Source organism: Pseudomonas sp. JL23 (assembly GCF_056933585.1).
On the sequence record NZ_CM167795.1, the window covers coordinates 2653205 to 2680047 of the forward strand.

Consider the following 26843-nt stretch of genomic DNA (forward strand, 5'->3'; position numbering starts at 1 on the left):
GCAGCACCAGCAGCAGGGTCAGGCCGATGATCAGCGCCGCACCGGCCAGCAAACCCAATAGATGAGCGCGCAGTTCTGCGTTCATCGCAACTGCTCCAGCTCGGGTTGGGCCAGATACAGCACTTCATAGACACTCTGGCCTTCGAGCGTTTGCGCCGTCGTTGCTGACAGGCGAAAACGCAGCAGTTGCCAGGCATCCGGATCCAGTGCAGTCCAGGCCACTACCGTGTCACTGCTGTCGGCCAAGAGCCGGTTGCGCTCGATCTCCAGGTTCAGCACTTGCTGGCGATCTGCCGAGGCGGCCAGGGGCACGACTTCCTTGTACAGGACCAAGGCCTTGCGCGCCGGGCCGAGGTGGGCGTCGAGGGTCAGCCAGGCGTGCACCTGAGGACGACCAAACGAATCAATCACGCCCTGAAAACTCTCACCGGTCAGAAAGGCCGTCGCGGCGGATGTGTCGCGCCACAGATAGACCGAGGCATACAGGTTGCCGTTGGCGCCGTGGCGGTTTTTCTCGGTGGCGACGAAGGCTTTGCAGGCCAGGCCCTGGCGATCGTCCCACAGCGGCCCGCGGTCGGCCGCCCGGCGGCGGATCAGTTGCAGGTCGTAGTCGGCGGGCAGGCGATGGGAATACTGCATGGTCAGCATGGTCAAGCTCCTGTGAATGGATGACAGGAGCCAGAGTGCGGTGCGACCGGTTGGAGTAACAGACCGCTGCGGGCATAGGTGTGATGGGTTTTGGAAATGATGAGTGAGCATGCACCGTCATTGTGGGAGCCTCGGTGCCGATCGCGTGCAAAGCGCTCTTGACGACCGTTGCCCTTTCGACCTCCGGTCTTAAACAGCACAAGCATTCAAGGCGCCCTTGGAGACCAGGTCTAGTCTTTATCCCCTCACCCCGTTCAACCATAAAGAGGACGCACCCATGGCGACGCTGAAGGTCAAAGATGGCACCGAGATCTACTACAAGGACTGGGGCACCGGGCAGCCGATCGTGTTTTCCCATGGCTGGCCGCTGGATGGCGATGCCTGGGATGCGCAGATGGTGTTCCTCGGCCAGCAGGGGTATCGGGTCATCGCCCATGACCGTCGCGGCCATGGCCGTTCGGGGCAGTCGTGGGAAGGTAACGAGATGGACACCTACGCCGACGACCTGGCTGAACTGTTCAACGCGCTGGATCTGAAAGACGCAATCATGATCGGCCACTCCACCGGTGGTGGTGAAGTGGCGCGTTATATCGGTCGTCATGGCACTTCCCGCGTGGCCAAGGCCGTACTGATCGGCGCTGTGCCACCGGTCATGCTCAAGAGTGCGAGTAACCCCGAAGGTTTGCCGATTGAAGTGTTCGATGGCATTCGTGCCGGTGTAAAGGCGGATCGTTCACAGTTCTTCAAGGATCTGCCGGTGCCGTTCTATGGCTACAACCGTGAAGGCGCCAAGACTTCTCAAGGTGTGATCGACGATTTCTGGCGCATGGGCATGCTCGGTTCGATCAAGGGCGAGCTGGACTGCATCAAGGCGTTCTCGGAAACCGACTTCACTGAAGACCTGAAGAAAATCGACGTGCCGACTTTGGTCCTGCATGGTGATGACGATCAGATCGTGCCGATCGATGCATCCGGGAAGAAATCCGCCAAGTTGATCAGCGGTTCGACCCTGAAGATCGTAGCCGGTGGTTCCCACGGTATGTGCACTGTGATGGCTGATGAGATCAACGAGATTCTGCTGGGCTTTATCAAGGGCTGATTGCCTAAGTGGGAGCCGGCTTGCTGGCGATCAGGTGCGAAGCGCCCGCAATAGGGGCAGTACCTGCCCCATCGCCAACAAGCCGGCTCCCACAGTTTGTCATCGGCCAGCCGCTTGCACAGCCTGCGGCCAACCCCCTCCCAATGCCCTGAACGTCGATACCGCCGCCCTGGCATCGTTGGCGTGCAGTTGCGCCAGTTGATCCCGTGAGGTGAGCAGCAGGCGATCCTCGTCGAGCACTTCCACCAGGCTGATGGCACCACCCTTGTAGGCGTCTTCAGCAGCGGTGCGGGCGACCTGGTGGGCTTCGACTTCCTGATTCACATCCAGGCGCTGGGCTTCCAGTTCGGTCAGGGTGACGATGGCGTTTTCCACGTCTTCGGTGGCCTTGAGCATCGCCTGGCGGTATTCGGCCAGGGCCTGGGCATTGGCGCCCTTGGCCTGGGCGACTTCAGCGTCGACGCGGCCGAAATCGAACAGCCGCCAATGCAAGCCAATCGCCGCCTGTGGCTGGAAGGAGGAAGAGCCGATCAGCGAGCCGCTATGCAGGCTTTCAAAGCCCAGCAGGCCGGAAAGCGAGACTTTCGGGTAGTACTCGGCAATGGATTCGCCTATGCGCGCATTACTGGCGGCCAGGCGGCGTTCGGCGGCGATCACGTCGGGGCGGCGGCGCAGCAGGCTGGCCGGGCCTTCGCTGTCGCTGATGGTCGGCACCTTGTAGGTCTGGGCCGTGGCCAGCAGTTCCTTGGCGTAGGTGCCAGGTTGCGCGCCCATCAATACGTCCAGACGGTTGAGTTGCAGGGCCTGTTCGGTGCGCAGCGGCGGCAGGGTGGCGCGGGCCTGGGACACCAATGCCTGGGCCTGGGCCTGCTCGCGTTGAGTGGCCAGGCCACTGCGAAAACGATCATTGACCAGGGCCAGCAGGCCCGACTCGGTCTTGATTTGCTCCTCGGCCAGAGCGATGCGCTGCTGCGCACCACGAATGCGGAAATAGGCATCGGCAGCTTCGGCCGCGACCGAAATACGCACCCCGGCATGACTGGCTTCGGCCGCCTCGGCTTCAGCGCTGGCGGCTTCTTCGCCGCGCTTGAGACCACCGGCCAGATCGGCCTCCCAACTGGCTCCAGCGCCTAGATTCTCCAGAGTCTGGTTGCGTTTGTAGCCGGGGAAGGCGCTGCCGATCTCACCCAGCGGGCTGTTCAGTGATTGGCGCTGGCGCACGGCCTGGGCATCCAGGGCGCCCTGGGGCAGGCGCTCGGCACCGGCATGCCGGGCCACGGCACGGGCCTGTTCGACCCTTGCCAGAGACACTTGCAGGTCAAGGTTCTGCGCCAGGACGCGGTCGACGATACGACTCAGCTGCGGGTCGGCAAAGCCGCTCCACCAGGTGTCCAGAGCTGGAGCCGGAGTTTCGCCGACGCGCTGCTGCAGTCGGGCCTGGTTGGCGTATTGCGCGGTCAGGGTATTGCCGGGTGCCTGATAGTCCGGGCCGACGGTGCAGCCAGTGATGGCGAGGAGCAGGGTACTCAGGGCGAAGCGATGAAAGCTGGACAGGAACATGGCGGCACTCTCGTCAACAAAACATAACCATCTGATCGTGGGACCGGCTTTAGCCGGGAAAGCGTATTCCCGGCTAAAGCCGGTCCCACAGGAATTTCCACGGGTTTTCAATGCGCATCTGCCGAAGGCGCCGCAGGCGGTGTGACCTTGTGCATCAATGGCACCATCAGCGTGGCGACGATGAAGCAGACCATGATCGCCAGAAACGCATCGGAGTAGGTCTGGGTCTGGGCTTCGCGCAGGGTCAGTAACCACAGTTGGTGCAGGGCGGCGGTGCTGCCTTCGCTGCCGGTCTGGCCCATGGCTGCGAGGTTGCTGCCGACCTGACTGAGCCACTGGTTCATGGCCTCGTTGCTGCTGTTCAGGTGTTCGGCCATGCGAGTGAAGTGCAGGTTGGTGCGGTCATTGAGAATGGTCGCGCAGGCGGCGATGCCGATGGCGCCGCCGAGGTTGCGCATCAGGTTGAACAGCCCCGAGGCCTGCTTGAGCCGGGACATGGCCAGGCCGCCCAGGGTCAGGGTCACGGCCGGTGGCACCGCCATCTGCTGGGCAATACCGCGCAGGGCCTGGGGCAGCATCAGTTCCTTGCCGCCCCAGTCATGGGTGATCGGTGAAAAGTCCCACATCGACAGCGCGAACAACGACAGACCGAACATCATGATCCAGCGCAGGTCGATGCGGTTGGCGAGCATCGCGTAGACCGGGATCGACAACAGCTGGAATACCCCGGTGGAAAATACCGCCAGGCCGATATCCAGGGCGCTGTAGCCGCGCACCCGGCCGAGGAACAGCGGCGTCAGATAGATGGTGGCGAACAGGCCGATGCCGGTAACGAAAGAGAAGAAACAGCCCAGGGCAAAGTTGCGCTCGCCCAGGGCGCGCAGGTCGACGATGGGGTTCTTGACCATCAGCGTGCGGCTGATGAAGGCCAGGGCCGAGATCCCGGACACCCAGGCGGTCGTCAGGATGACCTGGTCGCTGAACCAGTTCCAGCGCGGGCCTTCTTCCAGGGTGTATTCCAGGCAGCCGAGGAACAGTGCCATGAACACCATGCTCAGGTAGTCGGCGCCCTTGAGCAGCGACAGATCCGGCTCGTCGATACGCACCAGGATCGGCACGACAACGGCAACGAACACGCCCGGCACCAGATTGATATAGAACAGCCAGTGCCAGGACGACACTTCGGTGATCCAGCCGCCGATCACCGGGCCCAGGGTCGGGGCCAGGGAGGCGATGGCGCCGATGGTTGCCGCCGCGATGACCTTCTGTTTACCGGTGAAGAACATGAAGGCGGAAGTGAATACCATGGGGATCATCGAGCCGCCGAGAAACCCTTGCAGGGCGCGAAAGGCGATCATGCTCTGGATATTCCAGGCCGCGCCGCAGAGCATGCTGGTCAGGGTGAAACCCACGGCGGACAGGCAGAACAGCCAGCGGGTGGAGAACACCCGGGACAGCCAGCCCGACAGGGGGATGACGACGATTTCGGCGATCAGGTAACTGGTCTGTACCCAGGCGGTTTCGTCAGCGCCCGCCGACAAGCCGCCACCGATGTCACGCAGCGACGCGGAGACAATCTGGATATCCAGCAGGGCGATGAACATGCCGATGCACATGGTGGCGAAGGCAAATACCTTCTGCGCGGTGGGCATTGAGGCCGCGTCGAAATGTGCCGGGGCAGGGCGGCCCGCAGTGGCGCTGACGCTACTCATTGCAGTTTGCTGGCGTTGGCGGCGGCGACGGAGTGGTCGTCCACGGAGCCGGCCTTGGTATCAACCTCGGCTGTCACCGACAGGCCCGGCCGCAATTTGCCCAGAGTATTATCGGCCGCATCGAGACGTACCCGCACCGGCACGCGCTGGACGATTTTGGTGAAGTTACCGGTGGCGTTCTCCGGCGGCAATACGCTGAATTGCGCGCCGGTGGCCGGGGCCAGGCTGTCCAGATGACCATGGAAGACCCGACCCGGCAGCACATCGGCATGAATGCTCACCGGTTGGCCGGGCAGCATCTCGGCCAACTGGTCCTCCTTGAAGTTGGCATCGACCCACAGGCCGCTGGCCGGAACCACCGCCAGCAACTGAGTGCCGGCCCCGGCAAAGGCGCCGACCCTGGCCCGGCGATTGCCGATCACGCCATCGATGGGCGCACGCAGTTCGGTGTAGCCGACATTCAGTTGCGCCAGGTCACGCTCGGCTTTGGCCTGCATCAGCGCTGCACGGGCCTGTTGTTTCTGGGTGGCGATCACGTCCAGTTGGCGTTGTGCGGCAAGCAGCGAGGCCTGGGCCTTGGCGCCATTGGCCTGGGCGGTCTTGAAGGTGGCGTCGGCGCGCTGGGCGCTTTCCAGGGACACCGCCGAGCGGCTGGCCAGTTCCTTGTAGCGCACGTTGTCGTCACGGGAACGCACGGTTTCCGCACTGGTGGCATCGATGCCGGCCTTGGCCTGGCCGATCACTGCCTGTTGCAGTTGCTCGGTGGCCTGCAGATTGGCCAGCAGTGCTTCTTCGGCAGCGATGGCACCTTCAGCTTTATGCAGGGTGGCGAGGTAGTCGCGATCGTCGATCTTCACCAGCAGGTCACCGGCGTGCACGAACTGGTTGTCGATCACCTTGAGTTCGGTGATATAGCCCGAAACCTTGGGCCCGATCACTGTGACATCGCCGCCGATATAGGCGTCGTCGGTGGATTCGATAAACCGTCCGGTGGTCCACCAGTGCAGACCGTAAAATACTGCGGCGATCAGGGCTGCAATGACCACAAGCGCCAGCACCAGGCGTTTGAGCAGCGGTGGTTTCGGCTTTTCAGGGGTGCTGGCAGGGGCCATGTCGGCGGCCGAAAGAGAGCTGTTCATCACGGTTTACCTGTGGAAGACGGGGTGGGGGCATTGAGAAGGGCATTGCGATAGGCCTGGCGGCGCTCCCGGCCGGTTTCCATGCGCCAGCGGTTCTGTTCGCTGGCGTGGGGCAGGGAGCGCAGGCTGTGGGTGGTGAAGCTGATCGGCTTGCCGGTCCGGGCATCGGTGAGGATCAGTTCAACGGGCTCGCCGCTCTGATCGTCGACCAGTTGAATCGCTGGCTGACCATTGGCGAAATGCTTGCCGCCCCAGGCCATCATCATCAGCACCACCGGGCGGAACTCACGACCACGGGGCGTGAGCAGGTAGTCGTAACGCAGGGGTTTATCGTTATAGGCGCGACGCTCCAGCACACCGGCTTCGACCAGTTCGTTGAGGCGGCGGGTCAGGGTATTCGGCGCGATGCCCAGGCTGTTCTGGAATTCGTCGAAGCGGCTGAGGCCATAGAAGGCGTCACGCAGGATCAGGATATTCCACCATTCACCCACGTGCTCAAGGCTCAAGGCCACGGGGCAATTCATGTGTTCAAAGCTTTTGTGCTTCATGGACGAGGCCCTCGGAGGTCCTGCTGTCATTAAATTATGATCATAATCTAATGGAGTGACTTCCATCATGCAAGTCACTTTTCCAGCCGTCGGTCGTAGGGCAAAAAGATGGCATGATGCAAATCACATCAAAACGGAGAGCCATCCATGAGTCTGCTGCCCTATGTCGAAGCCGCCCCGAGCCGGGAAGAAGTCGATGCCTTGTCCGGGCCCACGCTGATCGAGTTCGGCACCAACTGGTGCGGCCATTGCAAGGCGGCGCAGCCGTTGCTGGAACAGGTCATCAGCGGCTTTCCCGGTGTGCGGCATATCCGTGTCGAAGACGGCAGCGGCCGGCGGTTGGGGCGCAGTTATGGCGTCAAGCTGTGGCCGACGATGATTTTTCTGACTGACGGGCAGGAGGTTGATCGGCTGGTAAGGCCGACCACAGGGGGGCAGATTGCCGAGGTTTTCGACAAGTGGTTGGGGCAGGAAAAAAAGGGGTTGTAAGCACATAAATCTTGTAGGAGCGAGGCTTGCCCGCGAAGGCGGTTTATAGGGCCAGGAATATTCTGTGGATGTGCCGGCCTCTTCGCGGGCAAGCCTCGCTCCCACCCCCTGGCATTGCGTTCGCCAGGGATTTTCAGCGCCGCAGGTAGGCCGAAAAATCGATATCCCCGGCACTGAGAATCGCCTGTACGCGGTTGTGTACACTGAGCTTGCGCAGGATCGCCGAGACATGGGCCTTGACCGTGGTCTCGGCGATTTCCAGGGTGTAGGCGATCTGTTTGTTCGAGTCGCCCTTGGTCATGCGTTCCAGCACCAGCAGCTGCTTGCGGGTCAGGGCCTGGAGCAGTTCCGGGGCCAGGCCTGACGGTTCGCTGAAGGTGCGGCGCACACTGGTTTTCTGCGAGCGAATGATGTCCGAGGGCAGGTAGACGTTGCCGTTGAGGATCTGCTCGATGGCCTGGGTCATCTGCAGGCGCGGCGAGGATTTGGTGATGAAGCCGACGGCGCCGTAGGTAATGGCTTGCAGCACGATGTGCTTGTCCTGCTCGGCGGAAACGATCACCACCGGAATGGTCGGCGCTTCGTTGCGCAGATTGATCAGGCCGTTGAGGCCGTGCATGCCGGGCATGTTGAGGTCGAGCAGGATGAGGTCCAGGTCGTCGTGCTGGCGGGTCATCTGCACGGTGCTGTCGAGGTCTTCGGTTTCCATCACCTCACTGCCAGGAAAGCCGTCGCTGATGACGTTGTGAATCGCCTCGCGGAACAGCGGGTGGTCATCGGCAATCAGGATCTTGTACATGGGGCGTTACCTGTTTCTTGTTATGGCGTGCATTACAGGCCATGGCTGATTCTTTGGGAATAGGACATTAGCAAGGAAAACCAGTACCAAAGTAGTAGATAGGTACCGTTGCATCCCGCGTCGGATGCTCTAGGCTGGCGCCCATTAGCCGCTTTAGCCGACCATAAAAAGACAGCCTCCCATGAGCCAGCTGCGCAAGTTCGTTTCCCCGGAAATCATTTTCGGCGCCGGTAGCCGCCATAGCGTCGGCAATTACGCGAAAACCTTCGGCGCCCGCAAGGTGCTGCTGGTCACCGACCCCGGTGTGATCGCCTGTGGCTGGGTCGCCGATATCGAGGCCAGCCTGCAGGCCCTGGATATCGATTACTGCATCTACAGCGCGGTGTCGCCCAATCCCCGGGTCGAGGAGGTGATGCGCGGCGCCGAAGTCTATCGCGAGCAGCATTGCGACGTGATTGTCGCCGTTGGCGGTGGCAGCCCGATGGACTGCGGCAAGGCCATTGGCATTGTCGTCGCCCATGGCCGCAGCATTCTCGAATTCGAGGGCGTGGACATGATTCGCGTGCCCAGCCCGCCACTGATCCTGATCCCGACCACCGCAGGCACCTCGGCGGACGTGTCGCAATTCGTGATCATCTCCAACCAGCAGGAGCGCATGAAGTTCTCCATCGTCAGCAAGGCAGCGGTGCCTGACGTGGCGTTGATCGACCCGGAGACGACCCTGAGCATGGACCCGTTCCTCGCCGCCTGCACAGGTGTCGATGCCCTGGTGCATGCCATCGAGGCATTTGTCTCCACCGGCCACGGCCCGTTGACCGATCCCCATGCCCTGGAAGCCATGCGCCTGATCAACGGCAACCTGGTGCAGATGATCCACAACCCCACGGACCTGGCCCTGCGCGAGAAGATCATGCTCGGCAGCATGCAGGCGGGCCTGGCGTTCTCCAATGCGATTCTTGGTGCGGTACATGCCATGTCCCATAGCCTGGGCGGTTTTCTCGACCTGCCCCATGGCCTGTGCAACGCGGTATTGATCGAGCACGTGGTGGCGTTCAATTATCAGTCGGCACCGGATCGCTTCAAGGTCATTGCCGAGACCCTGGGCATTGATTGCCGTGGCTTGAATCAGGTGCAGATCGCCAAACGCCTGATCGAACACTTGACTGCCTTCAAGCAGGCCGTGGGTTTCCATGAAACCCTCGGTGGGCATGGCGTGCGCATGGCAGACATTCCGTTCCTGTCGCGCCATGCCATGGGCGATCCGTGCATCCTCACCAATCCGCGCGAGTCCAATCAGCGCGATGTCGAGGTCGTTTATGGCGAGGCCCTCTGACGAGCGTAAGCGGGCACTGGATGCGCTGTTGGGGCTGGGCAATCACTCGACGCGCAAGAGTCACTACCCGGAACTGACCATGCGTCTGGAAGAGCTGGAGCTGGCGCAACAACGCCTGCAACAGCTCAACGACGAACTGGAGCAGCGGGTCGCCGCGCGCACCGATGAATTGCTCGAAGCCAATCACAACCTGCAACAGCAAATCATCCAGCGCGAGCGCATCGAGCAGGACCTGCGTGACGCCCGGGACGCCGCCCAGGCTGCCAATCGCAGCAAGGACAAGTACCTGGCCGCCGCCAGCCACGACTTGCTGCAACCGCTCAACGCCGCGCGCCTGCTGATCTCCACGTTGCGTGAGCGCAGCCTGCCCGAGAGCGAGCGCACGCTGGTGGAGCGCAGCCACCTGGCCCTGGAAAGCGCCGAAGATTTGCTCAATGACCTGCTGGATATTTCCCGGCTCGATCAGGCAGCGGTCAAACCGGATATCGGCCTTTATCGCCTGGACGAACTGCTTACGCCTTTGGCTTCTGAATTCCAGTCGGTGGCCGAGGCGTCGGGCCTCACTTTACGGGTACGCATGGGCCATTTCGCCGTTCGCACCGACTCGCGCCTGCTCAGCCGAATTTTGCGCAACTTCCTCAGCAATGCCTGCCGCTACACCGACAACGGCCGCATTCTGCTGGGGGCGCGGCGGCGTGGCGATTGCCTGCGCCTGGAGGTCTGGGACACCGGCCGGGGTATTGCCGAGGACAGCCTGGAATCGATCTTCCTCGAATTCAACCAACTGGATGTCGGCCGCGCTGCCGACCGCAAGGGTGTCGGCCTGGGCCTGGCGATTGTCGAGCGTATCGCGCGGATTCTCGATTACCCGGTGCAGGTCCGCTCGCAGCCGGGGCGTGGCTCGTGTTTCAGCATTGATGTGCCGCTGTCCCATGAGGTGCCCGCGCCGGTCAGCCTGCTGCTGCACCAACCCGGCACCGGCAATCCGCTGCCGGGGCGTCGCCTGTTGGTGCTGGACAACGAACAGAGCATCCGCGAAAGCATGGCCGCGCTGTTGGAGCAGTGGGGCTGCGAGGTCCTGACCGCCAGCGACCTGGGCAGCGCCTGCAGCGTATTGCAGGGCTCGGCACCGGAATTGATCCTTGCCGACTTCCACCTGGACCACGGCGTGACCGGCTGTGAAGTGGTCAACGACCTGCGGCGGCATTTCAACCTGCGCATTCCTGCGGTGATGATCACCGCCGACCGCAGCGAACAATGCCGTCACGCCTTGCGCAAGCTCGGCGCGCCGTTGTTGAACAAGCCGGTGAGGCCGGGCAAGTTGCGAGCGGTGTTGAGTCAGTTGTTGGGGTAGGCCACCTGTCACACCTCGTCTGACCAACCGAATTGATGTTGTTCTCGGTGGGACCGGCTTTAGCCGGGAAGAGGATATGGCAGACGATAGAAATGTATCGATCCTGGCGAAGCCTTCCCGGCTAAAGCCGGTCCCACATTGACTCTATGTTTGCCAGGTCTACAAAAATCCATTCCAAGTCGCGGGGTGAATTGCTCAACCCCCCGTCATATTCATGAACCGCACCACCTGCACCTCATCATTGAGCTGAAAGTCATGCCGGTAGGGCTTTAGCTTCATCGCCTCGATAATGGCCTTTTCCAGTTTCTCTGGCTGACCGGGGTTGGCTCGCAGGACGCTCTTGAGGTCGGCGGAATGCTCGTTGCCCAGACATAGCAGCAGACGGCCTTCGACGGTCAGGCGCACGCGATTGCAGGTGCCGCAAAAGTTATGGCTGTGGGGCGAGATAAAGCCGACGCGGATATCCGGCGCTTCGGCCAGGCGCCAATAGCGCGACGGCCCCTGGGTCGAGTCGGTGGACGGCAGCAGGGTATAGCGCTCGGCAATGCGTTCGCGCACCTGTTCGCTGGAGAAGAACGATTCGGCGCGGCTGTGCTCGCTGATGATGCCCAGCGGCATTTCTTCGATAAAGCTGATATCCAGGCCGCGCTCTATGGCGAAGGCGATCAGGTCGTTGATCTCGTGATCATTGCGGCCCTGCATCACCACGCAATTGAGCTTGGTATGGACGAACCCTGCCGCGTTGGCGGCATCGATGCCGGCAATCACCTGAGCGAGATCACCGGTGCGGGTCAGCTCGCGAAAGCGTTGGGCGTCGAGGCTGTCGAGGCTGATATTGAGGCGCTTGACCCCGGCATCGAACAGCGGCCTGGCCAGCTTGCCCAGTTGCGAACCATTAGTGGTCATGCACAGCTCGCGCAGGCCGGGCAGGGCGGCAATTTTCTCGCACAGGCCGACAATCCCGGCCCGCACCAGCGGCTCACCGCCGGTCAGGCGAATCTTGCGGGTGCCCAGGGCGACGAAGCGTTCGGCGATCTGATGGATTTCCTCCAGTGACAGGATCTGCTGGCGCGGCAGGAAGGTCATTTCCTCGGCCATGCAGTACACGCAGCGAAAATCGCAGCGGTCGGTCACCGACATCCGCAGGTAATCCACCTTGCGGGCATAACCATCCATCAGCACACGATCAGACATCTTGGCTTCTCACCCTGTTTTTCAGGCTTTTTGCACCGCACCGGTTTCCACTGGCAACGGCTGGACAGTGGCTGTCCGGTTATACGACACATAGTACGCCAGGCCGACGAACACCGCGCCACCCACCGCATTGCCCAGGAACACCGCGACGAAGTTGTCGACGTACTGGGACCAGCTCAAGGCACCGGCGAAAATCGCCGCCGGGATCAGGAACATGTTGGCCACGACGTGCTGAAAGCCGATGGCAACGAAGGACATCACCGGGAACCAGATGCCGACGATCTTGCCCACCACATCCTTGCTTGCATAGGACAACCACACACCCAGGCAGACCAGCCAGTTGCAGCCGATTCCGGAAATGAATACGTGGGCGAAGTCGGCGCTGACCTTGGCATTGGCAATCGCCAGAGTCTTGGCCAGAAACGGCCCTTCGGTCATGCCCAGCAGGTGGCCGAAGAAATAGGCAACGAACAGGCCGCCGAGCAGGTTGGCGATGGTCACCAGCACCCAGTTACGGACCACGGCGTACGCGCCGATACGCCCGGCGAACAGGGCCATGGGCAAGCTCATCATATTGCCGGTGAGCAGCTCGCCGCCGGCCAGGATTACCAGGATCAGGCCGATGGGGAACACCGCCGCGCCGAGCAGGTTGCCCAGCGAAGCCCAGGCTGGGGGAATCATGGTGCTGACATGGATATCCAGCAGAAAGCCAAGAGAGATGAACGCCCCGGCCAGAAAGCCCAGGACCAGAATCGACAGCAATGGCAGATGCGCCTTCTTCGCGCCCGCTTCGATGGCGATTTCAGCGATTTGTTGTGGGGTATTGATGGACATTGGCAAGGCACTCGCGCACGGTTCCAGTCGTTTTCAGCGCGCACGGGCACCTGACCCCGACTGGGGCACCTGGAAAAAAATGGGTTTCAAGAATCCGGTCTTGAGGCGCAGCTTGTGCTTGTTTTGATCTCAAGCGACAAGTCAGCGATTCCCTGTACAGCGGCAGGAGACAAAGGCCCCAGGCAAGAGGGGCGGCAAACGATCAGCTCACTGGCTGAATTAGCAAGCAAGCTACTGAGTCGAAATGTCGCAGTCCAATCGCTTGTTCCAATGGATTGATCGACCGGCTCAATGATGGCACTGCGGGCCAGTATTGGCGCGGACTACGTGGAGGTCGGTTTTGGGTAACTGCACCGCAAATATTTTTGCTAACTGCTGTGCTTGTCCGTATTGAATGATATCTCGTGGGAGTCGGCTTGCTGGCGATGTCGTCAGATTAGTCACAGATGCGAGTGCTGCGCACTCGATCGCCAGCAAGCCTGCTCCTACATAACAGGTCTATTGATCGCCGATCACAAGGAAGACGCGCGCGTGCATTCATCTTTTCGCTCCATTCTGACCCTCGTGGTAATCCTGTTGAGCGGCTGCGCCCAACAAACACCGCAGGCGCCCGAACTGACTCCGGCGCAAATCCAAGCGCAAATCGCTCGGCTGATACCGGCCAAGGTTCAGGATCGCGAAGGCTGGGCCCGGGATATTCAGGGCGCCTTCACCGCGCAGAAACTGGCGGCCACCACCGAAAATCTCTGCGCGGTCATGGCCGTGATCGAGCAGGAGTCCACTTTCCAGAGCGACCCCGGTGTGCCAGGCCTGGGCCGTATCGCCCGGGACGAAATCAATCGTCGGGCGAGCAAGCTGTATATCCCCGATGCCTTGATCAATACCGCACTGAAACTGCCCTCCAGCACCGGCAAAAGCTACGGCCAACGCCTGGACAGCGCGCGCAGTGAACAGGAGCTGAGCGCGATCTTCGACGACTTTATCGACCGCGTGCCCTTGGGCCAGACCCTGTTCGGCCGTTTCAACCCGGTGCATACCGCCGGCCCCATGCAGGTCAGCGTCGAGTTCGCGCAACAGCAGGCCAAGGACTATCCGTATCCCGTGCCGGGCAGCCTGCGCAACGAGGTATTCAGCCGCCGTGGCGGGGTGTATTTCGGAACTTTGCACCTGCTCGGCTACCCGGCCAACTATCCGCAGACGCTGTACCGCTTTGCCGATTTCAACGCCGGTTGGTATGCCAGCCGCAATGCCGCCTTCCAGAGTGCGGTCAATCTGTTGACCGGCAGCCAACTGGCCCTGGACGGTGACCTGATCCTGTATGACTCGACGTCGCCCGGCGCCACGGAACTGGCCGTGCGCTCCCTGGGGCCAAAACTGGGCATGAGCAATTCGGCGATCTGGAATCAGCTCAAACAGGGTGAAACCCTGGCCTTCGAAGAGGGCGACCTATACCAAAGGATCTTCGCCATGGCCGAGCAGAAAACCGGCAAACCACTGCCCCGGGCGATCCTGCCGGGCATCACCCTGCAAAGCCCGAAAATCACCCGCAAGTTGACCACCGCCTGGTTTGCCGAGCGCGTGGATGAGCGCCGGGCGCGGTGTGTGCAGCGCGGTGGTGGGGAGTGAGCAAGCGTCGCTGTTGTGAAGTGGTGCAAAAGCCTGTGGGAGCGGATTCATCCGCGAAGGCAATATTTCAACAGTCGACATGGATTAAGTGTATCGGCCTCTTCGCGAATGAATTGGCTCCTACATAACTAGCTCCCACGGGTCTGCATCCAATCCGCAGATATACCTTGGTATAGCCAGCCGTCCTTTATATCCATGGCCCCGTGACACCTCGCCGCTTAACCTTCTCAGCATATTTCAAGCCCTTCGCTTTGCCCTGAACCGTCAGTGCGATGCGACGTTATGCGAGGTGAGCCATGCGTTCCTCCTTCGATACTTTCATCGGCAAAACGGTTGTCCCCACAGCCACTGCGGGGCGTGGCTCGCGTTATGGCGCCGATATCGTGTTTTTCCTGCTGCTGGCGGTGGCGGCGGTGCTGGTCATTTATGGCGCCGAGCAGATGAGTCAGTCCCTCACCGTGCTCGATGCGCAGCCTGTCGAGCTGTCGCCATGGCGCCTGCCGGAATACGCGCTGCGTACCACCCTGCGCATGTTCGTTGCCCTCGGCGCGTCGCTGCTGTTTACCCTGGTTGTTGCCACGCTGGCCGCCAAGAGTCGCAAGGCCGAAATGGTCATCGTGCCGGCCCTGGATATCCTGCAATCGGTGCCGGTACTGGGTTTCCTGACCTTTACCGTGACCTTTTTCATGGGCCTGTTTCCCGGTCGACAACTGGGGGTTGAGTGCGCGGCGATCTTCGCGATTTTTACCAGCCAGGCCTGGAACATGACCTTCAGCTTCTATCAGTCCCTGCGCACCGTGCCTAAAGACTTGAACGACGTCAGCCAACAGTTCGGCCTATCGCCATGGCGGCGCTTTGTACGCCTGGAGTTGCCGTTCGCAACGCCAGGCCTGGTGTGGAACATGATGATGTCGATGTCCGGCGGCTGGTTCTTTGTCGTCGCGTCGGAAGCCATCACCGTGGGCAATACCACCATCGATCTGCCCGGTATCGGCTCCTGGCTGGCCCTGGCCATCGCCCAGAAAAACCTCGCGGCGATTGCCTGGGCGGTATTGGCCATGGCGGTGGTGATCCTGCTCTACGACCAACTGCTGTTCCGTCCGGTGGTGGCCTGGGCCGACAAGTTTCGTTTCGAGCAGACCGCTTCGCAGAAACGCCCGCGTTCCTGGGTCTACGACCTGGTGCGCAATACCCGCCTGGTGCCCGGCATACTGGCTGTGCTGGCCTGGCCCGGTGAGCTGCTGGCCATGGTTCGCTGGCCGAAAGTCCGGGCGCTGCGGCCGCGTCCACGCTTGAGCCTGGCTCTGGATCGGCTGTGGCTGGCTGCCGTACTACTGGCCTGTGTGCTGGCTACGGTCTGGCTGGTGCGCTTTATTGGTGAAACCCAGGCCCTGAGCGATGTGTTGCACACCTTTGGTCTGGGCCTGGCGACGCTCTTGCGGGTAGTGATCCTGATCGCCATCGCCAGTCTGATCTGGGTGCCCGTCGGCGTTTGGATCGGCCTGCGTCCGGCCTGGACCGAGCGCCTGCAACCGGTGGCTCAACTGCTGGCGGCGTTCCCGGCCAATATCCTGTTCCCGTTTGCGGTGATCGCCATCGTCGGCCTGCACCTGAACCCGGATATCTGGCTGTCGCCGCTGATGGTGCTGGGCACTCAGTGGTACATCCTGTTCAACGTTATCGCCGGGGCCTCGGCTTTGCCCACCGACCTGCGCGAGGCCGCACAGATGTTCCGTATCCGTGGCTGGCAGTGGTGGCGGCGGGTGGCCTTGCCGGGGATTTTCCCCTACTACGTGACCGGCGCCCTGACTGCCGCCGGTGGTTCCTGGAACGCCAGTATCGTCGCCGAGGCGGTGTCCTGGGGCGACGAGCACCTGCAGGCCACAGGTCTGGGGTCGTATATCGCCCATGCCACCGAAGCCGGTGACTACCACCAGGTCGCCCTGGGTATCGCGGTCATGTCGATCTTCGTCATGGCGTTCAACCGCCTGCTCTGGCGCCCGCTGTACGTATTCGCCGAACGACGCCTGCGTCTTGATTGAACGTCTTTATTGAGGACAGTAGCCATGATCACTCTCGAAAAACGTTGCCTGGTCGATGTCCGTCAGGTTCAGCATGTCTATGGCACACCCGGCGGCAGTGAACGTCTGGTGCTGGATAACGTCGGCCTGAGCCTTTACGACAACGAAATCGTCGGCCTGCTGGGGCGCTCCGGTTCCGGCAAGTCGACGTTGTTGCGCTCCATAGCCGGCCTGGTCCAGCCTACCAGTGGCGTGGTGGACTTCCCGCCTGGCGCCGACGGCCTGCCCAGCCATGTCAGCATGGTGTTCCAGAGCTTCGCCCTGTTTCCCTGGCTGACCGTGCTGGAGAACGTCGAAATCGGCCTGGAAGCGCGCAACGTGCCCGCCGAGATCCGTCGCAAGCGCGCGTTGGCGGCCATCGACCTGATCGGCCTCGACGGCTTTGAAAGCGCCTATCCCAAGGAGTTGTCCGGCGGCATGCGCCAGCGGGTGGGCCTGGCCCGCGCCCTGGTGGTGGACCCGGACGTGCTGCTGATGGACGAGCCGTTCTCCGCCCTGGACGTGTTGACCGCAGAAACCCTGCGTACCGATTTGCTCGATCTGTGGGGCGAAGGGCGCATGCCGATCAAATCGATCCTGATGGTCACCCACAACATCGCCGAAGCGGTGCTGATGTGCGACCGCATCATGCTGTTCTCGGCCAATCCGGGGCGGGTGATCAGCGAGATCAAAGTCGATCTGCCGCAGCCGCGCAACCGCCACGACCCGGCATTCCGTGCGCTGGTGGAAGAAATCTACGTGAAGATGACCGGCGACGATGCGGTCGGCGTCATGCGTCCGGGCGCGTTTCCCGGTACCGGCCTGGGCATGGTCCTGCCTCAGGTGTCGACTAACACCCTGGCCGGGCTGATCGAAGCCATTCATGCCCCGGCCTACGGTGGCAAGGCCGACCTGCCGGAGCTGGCCAGCGAGCTGCACTACACCGCCGACGAGCTGTTCCCGATTGCTGAGGTGCTGCAACTGCTGCGTCTGGCCGAGCTCAAGGGCGGCGACATCCGTCTGCTCCCGGCCGCCGAACGCTATGCGTTATCCGACGTTGATGAACGCAAACAACTGTTCGCCCAGCAGTTGATGAACTTTGTGCCGCTGGTGGCACACGTGCGCCGCGTCCTCGACGACCGCTCCAGCCGCAGCGCCCCGGCCCGGCGTTTTCGCGATGAGCTGGAAGACTCCATGTCGGAAAACGATGCCGCCCAGACCCTGGATGTGGTGACCCAATGGGGCCGCTATGCCGAGCTGTTTGCCTATGATGAAGTGACGGATTTGTTCAGCCTGGATAATCCGTCCTGAGCAACAGGTGTGAGAAGCAATGTGGGACCGGCTTCAGCCGGGAATGGGGCGGTACAACCGATGCATATTCTGGATCACAGGACGCCTTCCCGGCTGAAGCCGGTCCCACAATCATCGTGTGTGGCGCAGGACACTGCCAGCGCTTATCCTCCACCCGCTGTAAGACATATCTGTCTTGATCGAGAGAATCTGCGCCATGGGCGAGAAGGAAAACTACAGCAGGGCGCGTGGGGCATTGCGCTTGAGCGCCTTGCTGGCGCTGGCGTTCGGCATTGCCGTGGTCGATACCCTGACCGATATGGAGATCGCGGTGGGAGTGTTTCACGTCGCCGTCGTCCTGTTGGCCATGAGCTTCCTGTCGCCCAAGGGTGTGGCGCGGATTGCCGTGCTGTGCCTGATCCTGACGGTCATCAGTTTCCTGGCCACCAAATCCGGCGACCACGGTTCGGGGCTGATCAATTGCCTGATCAGCCTGGCAGCAATCATTGCCGCCACTTACCTGAGCCTGCGCATGGCCATGGCCACGCGTGCAGAGCATGAGGCGCGGGCGCATCTGGCGCAGATCGGCCGGGTCAACATGCTCGGCGAACTGACGGCCTCAATTGCCCACGAAGTGAATCAGCCGCTGGCGGCCATTGCTACCAGTGGCAATGCCTGCCTGCGCTGGCTGGCAGGGGAACAGGCCAACCTGCCCAAGGCGCGTCAGGCAGTGGAGCGCATCATCAGCGATGCCCACCGCGCCAGCGAAGTGATCGCCCGGGTCCGCGCCTTGGCCAAACGTGCGCCGCCGCACAAGGAATGGCTGAACGTCGCCGATACCATTACCGGTATTCTGGCTCTGGTGCACAGCGAGCTGGAGCAACAGCGGGTGCAGCTCAACCTGCAGATCGCCGAGGGGCTGCCGCCGTTGCTGGCTGACCGTGTGCAGGTCCAGCAGGTGCTGCTGAACCTGATCCTCAACGCCAGTGAAGCCATCAATGCGGCCAGGGATGAGCGTCGTGAGCTGGAAATTCGTGTCGATCAGCAACCGTCCGGGCAACTTGGCTTCGCGGTCTGCGACACGGGCATCGGCCTCGATACAGATTCTGCCGAGCGCCTGTTCGAAGCCTTCTACACCACCAAGGCCGAGGGCATGGGCATTGGCCTGGCGGTCAGTCGCTCGATCATCGAAGCCCATGGCGGACGTATCTGGGCCAGCGCCAACCCCGGCGGCGGGGCGATCTTTCATTTCACTCTGCCTGGCAATGCCATGGAGCCCACATGACTGCCGATGCTGAAGCCATTGTCTATGTCGTCGATGACGATGCCTCGATCCGTGCCTCGCTGGAAGACCTGCTGGCGTCCATCGGCTTGAATGCCCGGCTGTTCGCCTCGGTTCAGGCGTTCCTCGCGGCCGAGCGGGCGGATGCGCCGGGCTGCCTGATACTCGATGTGCGCATGCCCGGCGTGAGCGGCCTGGATTTTATCGACCGCATGGCGAGCGACGGCATCCTGCTGCCGGTGATCTTCATCACGGCCCATGGCGATATCCCCATGTCGGTGCGTGCCATGAAAGCCGGGGCCCTGGAGTTCCTGACCAAGCCGTTCCGCGAACAGGACCTGCTCGACGCCATTCATCAGGGCCTGGAGCGCGACCGTGAACGCCGGGCAACTGCTTCGGTGCACAGTGAACTGCTCAGGCGCCACGCCAGCCTCACCGAAGGCGAGCGCCAGGTCATGGAACTGGTGGTGACCGGCCTGCTCAACAAACAGGTGGCGGCGCGCCTGGAGGTCAGCGAGGTCACGGTGAAAGTGCGGCGCGGCGCGCTGATGCGCAAGATGAACGCCGACTCCCTGGCTGAACTGGTGAAGATTTCCGAGCGGCTGAAGGTGGGTGGGTGAGGGCAGTGCTGTAATATCGGTGCAGGTTGTGTGGGAGCAAGCTTGCTTGCGAAAGCCATCTGTCGGCCGCCGAAAAATGTGCAGGCTGAACGGGTTCCTTTGCAAGCAAGCTTGGTCCCACCCCTCATTCCATTTCCAATAGTTGTGTTGTGTTGTGTTGCTAAGTGCGCATTCACTTCCTCTCGGAGAACCTGTTTTTTGATTCCCCTCGTCCTGCTTCCTGGTCTGCTCAATGACCATCGCCTCTGGCAGCACCAGCAACCGGCCCTGGCAGCCTCGCGGCCGGTATTGATCCCGGACCTGACCCAGGACCCCAGCCTCGAAACCATGGCCCGTCGGGTTCTCGATCAGGCACCTGAGCAATTCGCCCTGGCAGCGCTGTCCATGGGCGGTTATGTCGCCATGGAAATCCTGCGTCTGGCGCCGCAGCGGGTGCTCAAACTGGCCCTGTTCGACACCATGGCCCGGCCCGATAGCGAGGCTCGCGCCAAGGTGAGACGGGGCATGCTCAACCTGGCGGAACTGGGCAAGTTCAAGGGCGTCACCCCGCAACTGCTGCCCCGCCTGATGCACGCCCGCAGCCTGGGCACGCCTGCCGCACAGATCGTTCTGGATATGGCCGAGACCATCGGCAAGGACGGTTTCATCCGTCAGCAGCAAGCCATTATCGACCGCCAGGACTATATGCCGGTGCTGCAACAAGTGAAGGTGCCGACCCTGATCGTGGTCGGGGCCGAGGATGGGGTGACGCCGCGGGAAGAGTCCGAACTGATGCACCGCAGCATTGCCGGTTCGACCCTGGTGGTGATTGCGCAATGCGGGCATTTGCCGCCGCTGGAGCATCCTGAGCGGACGCTGGAATTGCTCCAGAATTGGTTGGGCGATCTGTCTGAATTGAAATGAGGGCTGTGGGACCGGCTTTAGCCGGGAAGGCGATGTTCCGGGCGGTGAATATGTATCGTCTGTACCGATGCCTTCCCGGCTAAAGCCGGTCCCACCTCATGATATTCCCACTCAGAGGTCGGCGTGCCCCTGCACTCTTACCGTCACCGCATCGAACATCGTCCGTAGTACATCCATCTGCTGCACCGCCGCCCGGGCCAGGGGCCGGTACTCGGGGGAAATATTGTCGGCGGTTTCGTAGACGATGGCGGCGGTGCTGTCGAGGTATTCGCTGGCGAATATCAACAGCTCTTCGGTGGGGATATCGGGGTTGAGGATGAAGAGATTGGGTATCGGTGTGTTCATGGCAAATCCTTACTTGAGATAACCTGGCCCCCACACATCACGACTAAATGAAGGTGGCGGCTGTATACGGGTTAGTCGACCGGTCTCAAGTACCCGGCGCACCCTGAGGTGCCCCGTACACAGCCGCCATAAAGCACTACCGGAATCGATGATTCCGGCAATGGCTGAAGCACTATGCAACTTAAGAAATGGGCGACTAAACCCCGTCGCTGCAGTCAGCGACAGGCGGCAAATTAGTCGCCTCTTCAAGCATCTTCAAGCGATTGAGCAGCATAGCCAAAAACTTCAGAAGAGTCCTACAGCAGAGCGGTTTAACGCCTGACAAGTATTGCCATTTGTGTGGCCGCTCGCCGTTATTCAGAACACCTGGGCCTGATGCAATTCGGTCAGGGACTCTGCCTTCAGGGTTGCCAGAAGCGGGTCCCGGCGATCACGGGGATGGGCAAGCTCCACCGCCAGCTCCAGGCGCACATGGCTGGGGCGATTACCCATGATCAACACGCGATCGCTCAGGTACAGCGCCTCGTCGATATCGTGGGTGACCATCAGCAGGGCGATGTCATGCCGCTGTGCCAGGTCGAGCAACAGGTCTTGCAGCTTCATGCGGGTAAAGGCGTCCACCGCACTGAAAGGCTCATCGAGCAGCAGCACACGAGGGCGCGAATACAAGCCACGGGCAATCGCCACGCGCTGGGCCATGCCGCCGGACAGTTGCTTGGGCAGGGCCAGGGCAAAGCCGTTCAGGCCGACTTCGTCGAGTAACTGGGCGACCCAGGCCGCATCGAATGCCGTGTCATCATGAAAGCCGACGTTGCGCTCCACGCTCAGCCAGGGCATCAAGCGCGGTTCCTGAAAGACGAACGCCACCTGATCGGTGCTTTGCTGCAGTTCGCCGCTGTAGTCCTGTTCAAGCCCGGCGATGATCCGCAACAGCGTGCTTTTGCCGCAGCCGCTGGGGCCCAGCAGGCTGACCACTTCACCGGGATGCAGGCGCACCTTGACGTTCTGCAGTACGCGGGTCTGGCCGAAGTCCTTGCGGTTGACCTGTATATCCAGCAGTGCCTCGCTCATGCGTCGTCTCCCTGGCCAGTAAAGGTGTCGCGCCAGTGCAGCCAGCGACGCTCCAGCGCGGCGAGCAGGCCATCGCTGAGTTTGCCCAGGACCGCGAGGACGATAATCGCGGCCAGGACGATGTCCGGCCGCGACGTTTCACGGCCGTCGCTGAGCAAGTAACCCAAACCCCGGGTGGCGGCGATCAGTTCCGCTGCCACGACAAACATCCAGGCCATGCTCAGGCCGCTGCGCAATCCGGTAAACAGGCCGGGCATCGAGGCGGGCAAGAGTATTCGCCAGATCAGGCGGCGTCGGCTGAAACCGTACATCTGGCCGACTTCCACCAGGCGCCGGTCGACATCACGGATGGCCGCCACGCCATTGACGTACACCGGGAAAAACGCCCCGATGGCGATCAACACGATCTTGGAGGTTTCGTCGATGCCCAGCCAGAGCAGCAGCAGGGGCACCCAGGCCAGGCTGGGGATGGCCCGCAGCCCGGCGAAGGTCGGCTCCAGCCAGGCCTCGGCTTCCCGGCTCAGGCCGACCCAGGCGGCGAACAGCAGCGCCAGGCTCGCACCGATGGCAAATCCGCCCAGTACCCGCAGCACGCTGGCCAGCACATGTTTGCCCAGCGCGCCGTGACCCAGTTCCAACAGGGTCAGCGCCACGTCGCTGGGGGCGGGCATCTGGTAGGTGGGCAGCACGCCCGCCCGCGCGGTGATTTCAAGGACTGCGATGATCAGCAGGGGTAATGCCCAACCTTTCAGTCTTGCAGCCCACTGCAGGCGTGGCGTCCTGAGTCGCCGGGGCGAGGTGTCGGACAGGGATTTGCTCGGCACGGCCATGACCTTCAGTTTTTCCCGATAACGGCAGCGCTGAACTGCGGATCGATCAACTGATCAACCACCTGGTTGACGTCCACGCCTTTGCGCACCAGCCCCTCGGACACGAGAATCGGCGCGGCAGCTTTCAGTGCGGCAATGTGTTCGGCGCCCGGTTGAGCATTGCTGAAATCGGTGCGCGACAATTGCAACTTGGCCACTTCCAGGGGCAGGCCCGATTCAGTGGCGAGCAGTTTGGCCAACTCGTCCGGGTTCTGGCGTGCCCACGCTCGGGCTTTCTCGTAGGCCTTGAGCACGGTCTCGATGGTGTGTGGCTGGGCCTTGGCATAGGCCTCGGTGACGCTCAGCACGCCATAGCTGTTGAAATCGACATTGCGGTACAGCAGGCGCGAACCGGCTTGCACCTGACTGGCGGCCAGGTGCGGGTCGAGCCCGGCCCAGGCGTCGACATCGCCTTTCTCCAGCGCGACGCGACCATCAGGATGCTGCAGGTGCACCAGTTCGACGTCATCTTTGGTCAAACCGGCCTGTTGCAGGGCGCGCAGGGTGAATAGGTAAGGATCAGTGCCTTTGGTGGCGGCAATTTTCTTGCCCTTGAGGTCGGCCACTGTCTTGATCGGCGAGTCCTTGGCGACGGCAAGCGCGGTCCATTCCGGGCGGCTGGCGATATACACCGTCTTGATCGGGCTGCCGTTGGCGCGGCTCAGCACGGCCGCAAGCCCGGCGGTCGAAGCGAAGTCGATACTGGAACTGTTGAGGTATTCCAGCGAGCGATTACTGCCCTGGCTCAATACCCAGCTGACCTTGGTCTGGGGCAGGGCCTGTTCCAGCCAGCCAAAGTGCTTGAGCACCAGGCTGGTGGGGGAGTAATAGGCGTAGTCCAGATGGACTTCGGCCGGATCCGCCGCCTGCACTTGAGTCGCGCTGGCCAAGGCGCCCGAAAGCAGGGTCGCAGTGATCAGAGGGCGGGTCCAGCGCTTGAGCAACAGCAATAATGGATGGGCGTGCATGCAGGCGTTCCTTGGTTTTTTTATCGGCTATGTCGAAAGATCAGGTAAGAGGTGCAGGCTAAATGATCTAACTAGAAGGAAATAAATAACCTTTAGGTATTAGGGTATGCCTGATTGAGCTTCGCGGCGGTTTAAAATATGCGGTTGATGAACGGCACGGCTCGACGCGGTGCGGCAGGAGCCAAGTGGTTGGCGAGCAGGGTTGATGCGGTGTGTCAGGAACGCCGCCGGGTTGCTCTTACTGCCTTGCACGAGATCAGAGAAATGTAGATGGGTAAATTTTTTGGAGATCACTCATGAGTGAGAAATTCAAAAGCCAAGTACTGCAATCCGTATACGAGCCCGCCCGGGCGCTGCGGGACGTCGGAGCGATTGATGACGCGACCCTGCGCGAATTCGAGGAAGCCTGTATTGCAAGAACACCTGACGATAGCGCCGCGCAGCCGAGGAAAGCCTGGGCGCAGATGATCTGCACTCAGCCATTTCGCTATAGTACCCAGCCTCACATCGCCTCCCCGGATATGAAGCCCATGAATATCGCCAACACCGACCTCAATCTGCTCAAGGTCTTCGAGGCGTTGCACGATGAGGGCAGCGCCAGCCGTGCGGCGATTCTGTTGGGCGTAACGCAGTCGGCGGTAAGTGCGGCGCTGGCGCGGTTGCGGGTGCTGTATGACGATCAGTTGTTCCTGCGCACCGGCCGAGGCCTGACCCCGACCTTGCTGGCCAATCAGCTCAAGCCGGTGGTCTCCGAAGCCCTGGATAAATGTCGGCAGACCCTGAGCATGGCCTCGCCCATGCCCACCAGTTTCTACGGGCGTTCGGTGACCATCGGCCTGTCGGATGATTTTGAGATTGCCATCGGCCGCCGCTTGCTCGATGCCATCGCCCGGCGTGCGCCGCAACTGCGGGTGATCTTTCGCCAGAGTCATAGCCAGATCATCGGCGAAGCGTTGCTCAGTCGCAGTATCGACCTGGCGGTGTCTTCCGGCGGCCTTTCCAGTCGTACCCTGAGCCGCGAGTTGCTGGGGGAGGGGGGCTACAGTTGCCTGGTCGATCCCGAGCAATTGCAATTGGACCCGGCGACTTTCGATGTAGGCCAATTCGTCGAGCACGATCAGATACTGGTGTCTTCCGGCGGCTTTATCGGCATGGTCGATGAGGCGCTGGCGCCCTTGGGCCTCAAGCGCAAAGTGGTGGCCTCGACCACTCACTTTGCCGCATTGCCCTATTTGCTCAAGGGCACCCGCGCCATTGCCACCATTCCCGATCATGCCGCCGAAGCCATCGCCCGGATCAGCGGCCTGCAGGTGCTGGCCTGTCCGCTGCAGATGCGCCGTTATCCCATCGAACTGGGCTGGCGCACCCAGGAGCTGACCGAGGCCCCGATGATCGAGGCCAAGGCGGCGATTCAGGAATGTTTCCCGCAGGGCTGAAAACAGCCCGCGCTACAACTGCGCCCCTGCCAGCAGCACGTATTTCACATGCACATACTCCTCGATGCCGTAGTAGCTGCCCTCGCGCCCGTAGCCGGACTGCTTGATGCCGCCAAAGGGAATCGACACAGTACCGACCGAGCCCGAGTTGAGAATCACCATGCCTGCTTCCAACTGCCTGGACAGGCGCAATGAGCGTCCCAGGGCGCTGGTATAGGCATAGGCGACAAGGCCGAACTCGGTCTGGTTGGCGCGTTCGATGGCCTCCTCTTCGCTGGCGAAGGGGTAGATGGCGAACACCGGGCCGAAGATTTCGTTCTGCGCCAGGGGCGAATCGTCGCTCAGGCCAGTCAGAATCGTCGGCTCGTAGAACAGCCCGCCCTTGGCGTGGGGCTTGCCGCCCAGCAGCACTTTGGCCCCGGCTGCCTTGGCCTGTTCCACCAGGCTCACAACCTTGTCGAAGCCCATCTTGTTCACCATCGGCCCGACCACGAAATCGGCGCGCAGGCCCTGATCGACATCGATGGCTTCGACGGCGGCCTTCACCTTGGCGAGGAAGGGTTCGAGGATGCCCTGCTGCACAAAGATGCGATTCGGCGAGATACACACCTGCCCGGAATTGCGCAGTTTGGCGCCGACCAGGCCCTTGACCGCTTCATCCAGATTGGCATCGTCGAACACGATAAAGGGCGCGTTGCCGCCCAGTTCCATGGTCATTTTCTTAATGGTCTGGGCGCATTGGGCGGCCAGCAACTTGCCGACGTTGGTCGAGCCGGTGAAGGAGATTTTGCGGATGCGCGGCTCGGCGGTGAGGATCACGCCGATCTCTTTTGGATCGCCGACCAGCATTTCCAGTACGCCTTCGGGAATGCCGGCTTTTCGGGCATGCTCCAGCAGTTTGAAGGCGGTCAGCGGCGTGTCTTCGGCGGGTTTGATGATCATGGTGCAACCCGCCGCCAGGGCCGTGGCGACCTTGCGGGTGATCATCATGAACGGGAAGTTCCACGGCGTGATCGCTGCCACCGGGCCGATGGGCTCCTTGGTGACCATGACCTGGGCATTCTTGTCGTGGGTCGGGATGGTGTCGCCGTAGACGCGCTTGGCTTCTTCGGCGTACCACTCGATAAAGCCCAGACCATAGTCTATTTCGCCACGGGCTTCGGTCAGGCATTTGCCGTTTTCCTTGACCATGAGTTCGGCGAAGGCTTCCTTGTCGGCCTTGACGCTGTCGTGCCAGCGGCGAAGGATGTCACTGCGTTCCTTGGCCAGTTTCCCTGACCATTCAGGGAAGGCCGCACAGGTGCGTTCCACGGCGTTGCGTACGGCGTTGGCATCGCTTTGCGCAACACGACCCACTTCGCTGCCATCGGCGGGATTGTAGACAATGAGCATGGCGTGATCTCCAGAGGATGAACCTTGGCGCGAAGGGCTCGCGCCGGGTGCATTCAAGGTAAGGCCGATGGTCATTGCGGCGAATGCCGGTTTATCTGGGGGGCTTGCCTAATCCGATGAGGTTGCAGATGTAGGACCGGCTTTAGCCGAGAGGAGGCCTCGTGGCTAAAGGCGCTCCTACACGGGTCTGTCTGTCCCAGGCATCACAACCACGCACGCGTATACAAGCGCCGCCAGAGACGAGTGCCTGTGGTTGTCTGTGGTGCCGGATG

The 26843-nt window shown here is 61.6% G+C and carries 24 protein-coding genes; 11 read left to right on the plus strand and 13 right to left on the minus strand.

Going from position 1 to position 26843, the window contains the following annotated elements:
- Positions 1 to 81 precede the first annotated feature (81 nt).
- Positions 82 to 648 carry a DUF4865 family protein gene (locus AC1Z24_RS12425; RefSeq protein ID WP_483745884.1) on the minus strand — a complete coding sequence of 189 codons (567 nt, stop codon included), beginning with the start codon at positions 646 to 648 and terminating at the stop codon, positions 82 to 84.
- A gap of 277 nt (positions 649 to 925) precedes the next feature.
- On the opposite strand from AC1Z24_RS12425, the gene AC1Z24_RS12430 reads away from it, so the two are divergent.
- Positions 926 to 1747 carry an alpha/beta fold hydrolase gene (locus AC1Z24_RS12430; protein ID WP_483745885.1) on the plus strand — a complete coding sequence of 274 codons (822 nt, stop codon included), beginning with the start codon at positions 926 to 928 and terminating at the stop codon, positions 1745 to 1747.
- Positions 1748 to 1846: 99 nt separating this feature from the next.
- Here the strand turns inward: AC1Z24_RS12430 and AC1Z24_RS12435 are convergent, their stop codons facing one another.
- From AC1Z24_RS12435 to AC1Z24_RS12450, 4 genes are all read right to left on the minus strand, one after another.
- Complete coding sequence (locus AC1Z24_RS12435) at positions 1847 to 3307, minus strand: efflux transporter outer membrane subunit (protein WP_483745886.1); 1461 nt, start codon at positions 3305 to 3307, stop codon at positions 1847 to 1849.
- Between the two features lie 107 nt (positions 3308 to 3414).
- Positions 3415 to 5019 carry a DHA2 family efflux MFS transporter permease subunit gene (locus tag AC1Z24_RS12440; RefSeq protein WP_483745887.1) on the minus strand — a complete coding sequence of 535 codons (1605 nt, stop codon included), beginning with the start codon at positions 5017 to 5019 and terminating at the stop codon, positions 3415 to 3417.
- Complete coding sequence (locus tag AC1Z24_RS12445; RefSeq protein WP_483745888.1) at positions 5016 to 6158, minus strand: HlyD family secretion protein; 1143 nt, start codon at positions 6156 to 6158, stop codon at positions 5016 to 5018. The genes AC1Z24_RS12440 and AC1Z24_RS12445 overlap by 4 nt, the downstream gene beginning before the upstream one ends.
- Positions 6158 to 6706, minus strand: a complete 549-nt coding sequence (locus tag AC1Z24_RS12450; RefSeq protein WP_483745889.1) for a winged helix-turn-helix transcriptional regulator — start codon at positions 6704 to 6706, stop codon at positions 6158 to 6160. Before AC1Z24_RS12450 ends, AC1Z24_RS12445 begins: the two co-directional genes overlap by 1 nt.
- Before the next feature lie 147 nt (positions 6707 to 6853).
- Here AC1Z24_RS12450 and AC1Z24_RS12455 point away from each other — a divergent pair, with 147 nt between their 5' ends.
- Positions 6854 to 7195 (plus strand): thioredoxin family protein, encoded by a 342-nt coding sequence (locus AC1Z24_RS12455; protein ID WP_483745890.1) that lies wholly within the window; start codon positions 6854 to 6856, stop codon positions 7193 to 7195.
- A gap of 133 nt (positions 7196 to 7328) precedes the next feature.
- Here the strand turns inward: AC1Z24_RS12455 and AC1Z24_RS12460 are convergent, their stop codons facing one another.
- Positions 7329 to 7994 carry a response regulator gene (locus AC1Z24_RS12460; protein WP_483745891.1) on the minus strand — a complete coding sequence of 222 codons (666 nt, stop codon included), beginning with the start codon at positions 7992 to 7994 and terminating at the stop codon, positions 7329 to 7331.
- Between the two features lie 181 nt (positions 7995 to 8175).
- On the opposite strand from AC1Z24_RS12460, the gene ercA reads away from it, so the two are divergent.
- Together ercA and AC1Z24_RS12470 are read left to right on the plus strand one after the other, a co-directional pair.
- A complete protein-coding gene (ercA, locus tag AC1Z24_RS12465; RefSeq protein WP_483745892.1) occupies positions 8176 to 9327 on the plus strand; it encodes an alcohol dehydrogenase-like regulatory protein ErcA in 1152 nt (383 codons plus the stop codon).
- On the plus strand, positions 9311 to 10681 hold the full coding sequence (locus AC1Z24_RS12470; RefSeq protein ID WP_483745893.1) for an ATP-binding response regulator: 1371 nt from the start codon (positions 9311 to 9313) through the stop codon (positions 10679 to 10681). The genes ercA and AC1Z24_RS12470 overlap by 17 nt, the downstream gene beginning before the upstream one ends.
- Before the next feature lie 195 nt (positions 10682 to 10876).
- Here AC1Z24_RS12470 and moaA read toward each other — a convergent pair whose 3' ends face one another.
- A complete protein-coding gene (gene moaA, locus AC1Z24_RS12475) occupies positions 10877 to 11875 on the minus strand; it encodes a GTP 3',8-cyclase MoaA (RefSeq protein WP_483745894.1) in 999 nt (332 codons plus the stop codon).
- A gap of 21 nt (positions 11876 to 11896) precedes the next feature.
- The gene (locus tag AC1Z24_RS12480; protein ID WP_483745895.1) at positions 11897 to 12709 is read right to left on the minus strand and encodes a formate/nitrite transporter family protein; all 813 of its coding nucleotides are present in this window, start codon (positions 12707 to 12709) and stop codon (positions 11897 to 11899) included.
- 531 nt (positions 12710 to 13240) lie between these two features.
- On the opposite strand from AC1Z24_RS12480, the gene AC1Z24_RS12485 reads away from it, so the two are divergent.
- The 6 genes from AC1Z24_RS12485 (at position 13241) to AC1Z24_RS12510 (ending at position 20490) form a co-directional block, all read left to right on the plus strand.
- Positions 13241 to 14335, plus strand: a complete 1095-nt coding sequence (locus tag AC1Z24_RS12485) for a DUF1615 domain-containing protein (protein WP_483745896.1) — start codon at positions 13241 to 13243, stop codon at positions 14333 to 14335.
- Between the two features lie 440 nt (positions 14336 to 14775).
- On the plus strand, positions 14776 to 16377 hold the full coding sequence (locus tag AC1Z24_RS12490) for an ABC transporter permease (protein ID WP_483746601.1): 1602 nt from the start codon (positions 14776 to 14778) through the stop codon (positions 16375 to 16377).
- Between the two features lie 24 nt (positions 16378 to 16401).
- On the plus strand, positions 16402 to 17706 hold the full coding sequence (locus AC1Z24_RS12495; protein WP_483745897.1) for an ABC transporter ATP-binding protein: 1305 nt from the start codon (positions 16402 to 16404) through the stop codon (positions 17704 to 17706).
- Between the two features lie 196 nt (positions 17707 to 17902).
- On the plus strand, positions 17903 to 18970 hold the full coding sequence (locus AC1Z24_RS12500; protein WP_483746602.1) for a sensor histidine kinase: 1068 nt from the start codon (positions 17903 to 17905) through the stop codon (positions 18968 to 18970).
- Positions 18967 to 19587 (plus strand): response regulator transcription factor, encoded by a 621-nt coding sequence (locus AC1Z24_RS12505; RefSeq protein ID WP_483745898.1) that lies wholly within the window; start codon positions 18967 to 18969, stop codon positions 19585 to 19587. Before AC1Z24_RS12500 ends, AC1Z24_RS12505 begins: the two co-directional genes overlap by 4 nt.
- Positions 19588 to 19785: 198 nt before the next feature.
- Positions 19786 to 20490: an alpha/beta fold hydrolase gene (locus AC1Z24_RS12510; protein WP_483745899.1), complete on the plus strand. Its 705-nt coding sequence runs from the start codon at positions 19786 to 19788 to the stop codon at positions 20488 to 20490.
- 111 nt (positions 20491 to 20601) lie between these two features.
- Here AC1Z24_RS12510 and AC1Z24_RS12515 read toward each other — a convergent pair whose 3' ends face one another.
- From AC1Z24_RS12515 to AC1Z24_RS12530, 4 genes are all read right to left on the minus strand, one after another.
- Positions 20602 to 20835 carry a DUF6124 family protein gene (locus AC1Z24_RS12515; protein ID WP_483745900.1) on the minus strand — a complete coding sequence of 78 codons (234 nt, stop codon included), beginning with the start codon at positions 20833 to 20835 and terminating at the stop codon, positions 20602 to 20604.
- 357 nt (positions 20836 to 21192) lie between these two features.
- Positions 21193 to 21906 carry an ABC transporter ATP-binding protein gene (locus tag AC1Z24_RS12520; RefSeq protein ID WP_483745901.1) on the minus strand — a complete coding sequence of 238 codons (714 nt, stop codon included), beginning with the start codon at positions 21904 to 21906 and terminating at the stop codon, positions 21193 to 21195.
- Positions 21903 to 22736: an ABC transporter permease gene (locus AC1Z24_RS12525; protein ID WP_259109035.1), complete on the minus strand. Its 834-nt coding sequence runs from the start codon at positions 22734 to 22736 to the stop codon at positions 21903 to 21905. The genes AC1Z24_RS12520 and AC1Z24_RS12525 overlap by 4 nt, the downstream gene beginning before the upstream one ends.
- A gap of 5 nt (positions 22737 to 22741) precedes the next feature.
- Complete coding sequence (locus AC1Z24_RS12530; protein ID WP_483745902.1) at positions 22742 to 23743, minus strand: aliphatic sulfonate ABC transporter substrate-binding protein; 1002 nt, start codon at positions 23741 to 23743, stop codon at positions 22742 to 22744.
- 530 nt (positions 23744 to 24273) lie between these two features.
- Between AC1Z24_RS12530 and AC1Z24_RS12535 the strand changes: the two genes are divergently transcribed.
- Entirely contained in the window at positions 24274 to 25179 is a 906-nt protein-coding gene (locus AC1Z24_RS12535) for a LysR family transcriptional regulator (protein WP_483746603.1), read from the plus strand.
- Positions 25180 to 25191: 12 nt separating this feature from the next.
- On the opposite strand, the gene AC1Z24_RS12540 is transcribed toward AC1Z24_RS12535, so the two are convergent.
- Positions 25192 to 26571, minus strand: coding sequence for an NAD-dependent succinate-semialdehyde dehydrogenase (locus tag AC1Z24_RS12540; RefSeq protein WP_483745903.1), 1380 nt, complete (start codon positions 26569 to 26571; stop codon positions 25192 to 25194).
- Positions 26572 to 26843: the final 272 nt, after the last annotated feature.

Coding starts and splice junctions, on each gene's coding strand:
- AC1Z24_RS12460 (WP_483745891.1), bottom strand. CDS start 7,994: ATGTACAAGATCCTGATTGCCGATGACCACCCGCTGTTCCGCGAGGCG.
- AC1Z24_RS12455 (WP_483745890.1), top strand. CDS start 6,854: ATGAGTCTGCTGCCCTATGTCGAAGCCGCCCCGAGCCGGGAAGAAGTC.
- moaA (WP_483745894.1), bottom strand. CDS start 11,875: ATGTCTGATCGTGTGCTGATGGATGGTTATGCCCGCAAGGTGGATTAC.
- AC1Z24_RS12500 (WP_483746602.1), top strand. CDS start 17,903: ATGGGCGAGAAGGAAAACTACAGCAGGGCGCGTGGGGCATTGCGCTTG.
- AC1Z24_RS12470 (WP_483745893.1), top strand. CDS start 9,311: ATGGCGAGGCCCTCTGACGAGCGTAAGCGGGCACTGGATGCGCTGTTG.
- AC1Z24_RS12535 (WP_483746603.1), top strand. CDS start 24,274: ATGAATATCGCCAACACCGACCTCAATCTGCTCAAGGTCTTCGAGGCG.
- AC1Z24_RS12515 (WP_483745900.1), bottom strand. CDS start 20,835: ATGAACACACCGATACCCAATCTCTTCATCCTCAACCCCGATATCCCC.
- ercA (WP_483745892.1), top strand. CDS start 8,176: ATGAGCCAGCTGCGCAAGTTCGTTTCCCCGGAAATCATTTTCGGCGCC.
- AC1Z24_RS12490 (WP_483746601.1), top strand. CDS start 14,776: ATGAGTCAGTCCCTCACCGTGCTCGATGCGCAGCCTGTCGAGCTGTCG.
- AC1Z24_RS12440 (WP_483745887.1), bottom strand. CDS start 5,019: ATGAGTAGCGTCAGCGCCACTGCGGGCCGCCCTGCCCCGGCACATTTC.
- AC1Z24_RS12540 (WP_483745903.1), bottom strand. CDS start 26,571: ATGCTCATTGTCTACAATCCCGCCGATGGCAGCGAAGTGGGTCGTGTT.
- AC1Z24_RS12495 (WP_483745897.1), top strand. CDS start 16,402: ATGATCACTCTCGAAAAACGTTGCCTGGTCGATGTCCGTCAGGTTCAG.
- AC1Z24_RS12425 (WP_483745884.1), bottom strand. CDS start 648: ATGCTGACCATGCAGTATTCCCATCGCCTGCCCGCCGACTACGACCTG.
- AC1Z24_RS12505 (WP_483745898.1), top strand. CDS start 18,967: ATGACTGCCGATGCTGAAGCCATTGTCTATGTCGTCGATGACGATGCC.
- AC1Z24_RS12435 (WP_483745886.1), bottom strand. CDS start 3,307: ATGTTCCTGTCCAGCTTTCATCGCTTCGCCCTGAGTACCCTGCTCCTC.
- AC1Z24_RS12480 (WP_483745895.1), bottom strand. CDS start 12,709: ATGTCCATCAATACCCCACAACAAATCGCTGAAATCGCCATCGAAGCG.
- AC1Z24_RS12445 (WP_483745888.1), bottom strand. CDS start 6,158: ATGAACAGCTCTCTTTCGGCCGCCGACATGGCCCCTGCCAGCACCCCT.
- AC1Z24_RS12525 (WP_259109035.1), bottom strand. CDS start 22,736: ATGGCCGTGCCGAGCAAATCCCTGTCCGACACCTCGCCCCGGCGACTC.
- AC1Z24_RS12430 (WP_483745885.1), top strand. CDS start 926: ATGGCGACGCTGAAGGTCAAAGATGGCACCGAGATCTACTACAAGGAC.
- AC1Z24_RS12530 (WP_483745902.1), bottom strand. CDS start 23,743: ATGCACGCCCATCCATTATTGCTGTTGCTCAAGCGCTGGACCCGCCCT.
- AC1Z24_RS12520 (WP_483745901.1), bottom strand. CDS start 21,906: ATGAGCGAGGCACTGCTGGATATACAGGTCAACCGCAAGGACTTCGGC.
- AC1Z24_RS12450 (WP_483745889.1), bottom strand. CDS start 6,706: ATGAAGCACAAAAGCTTTGAACACATGAATTGCCCCGTGGCCTTGAGC.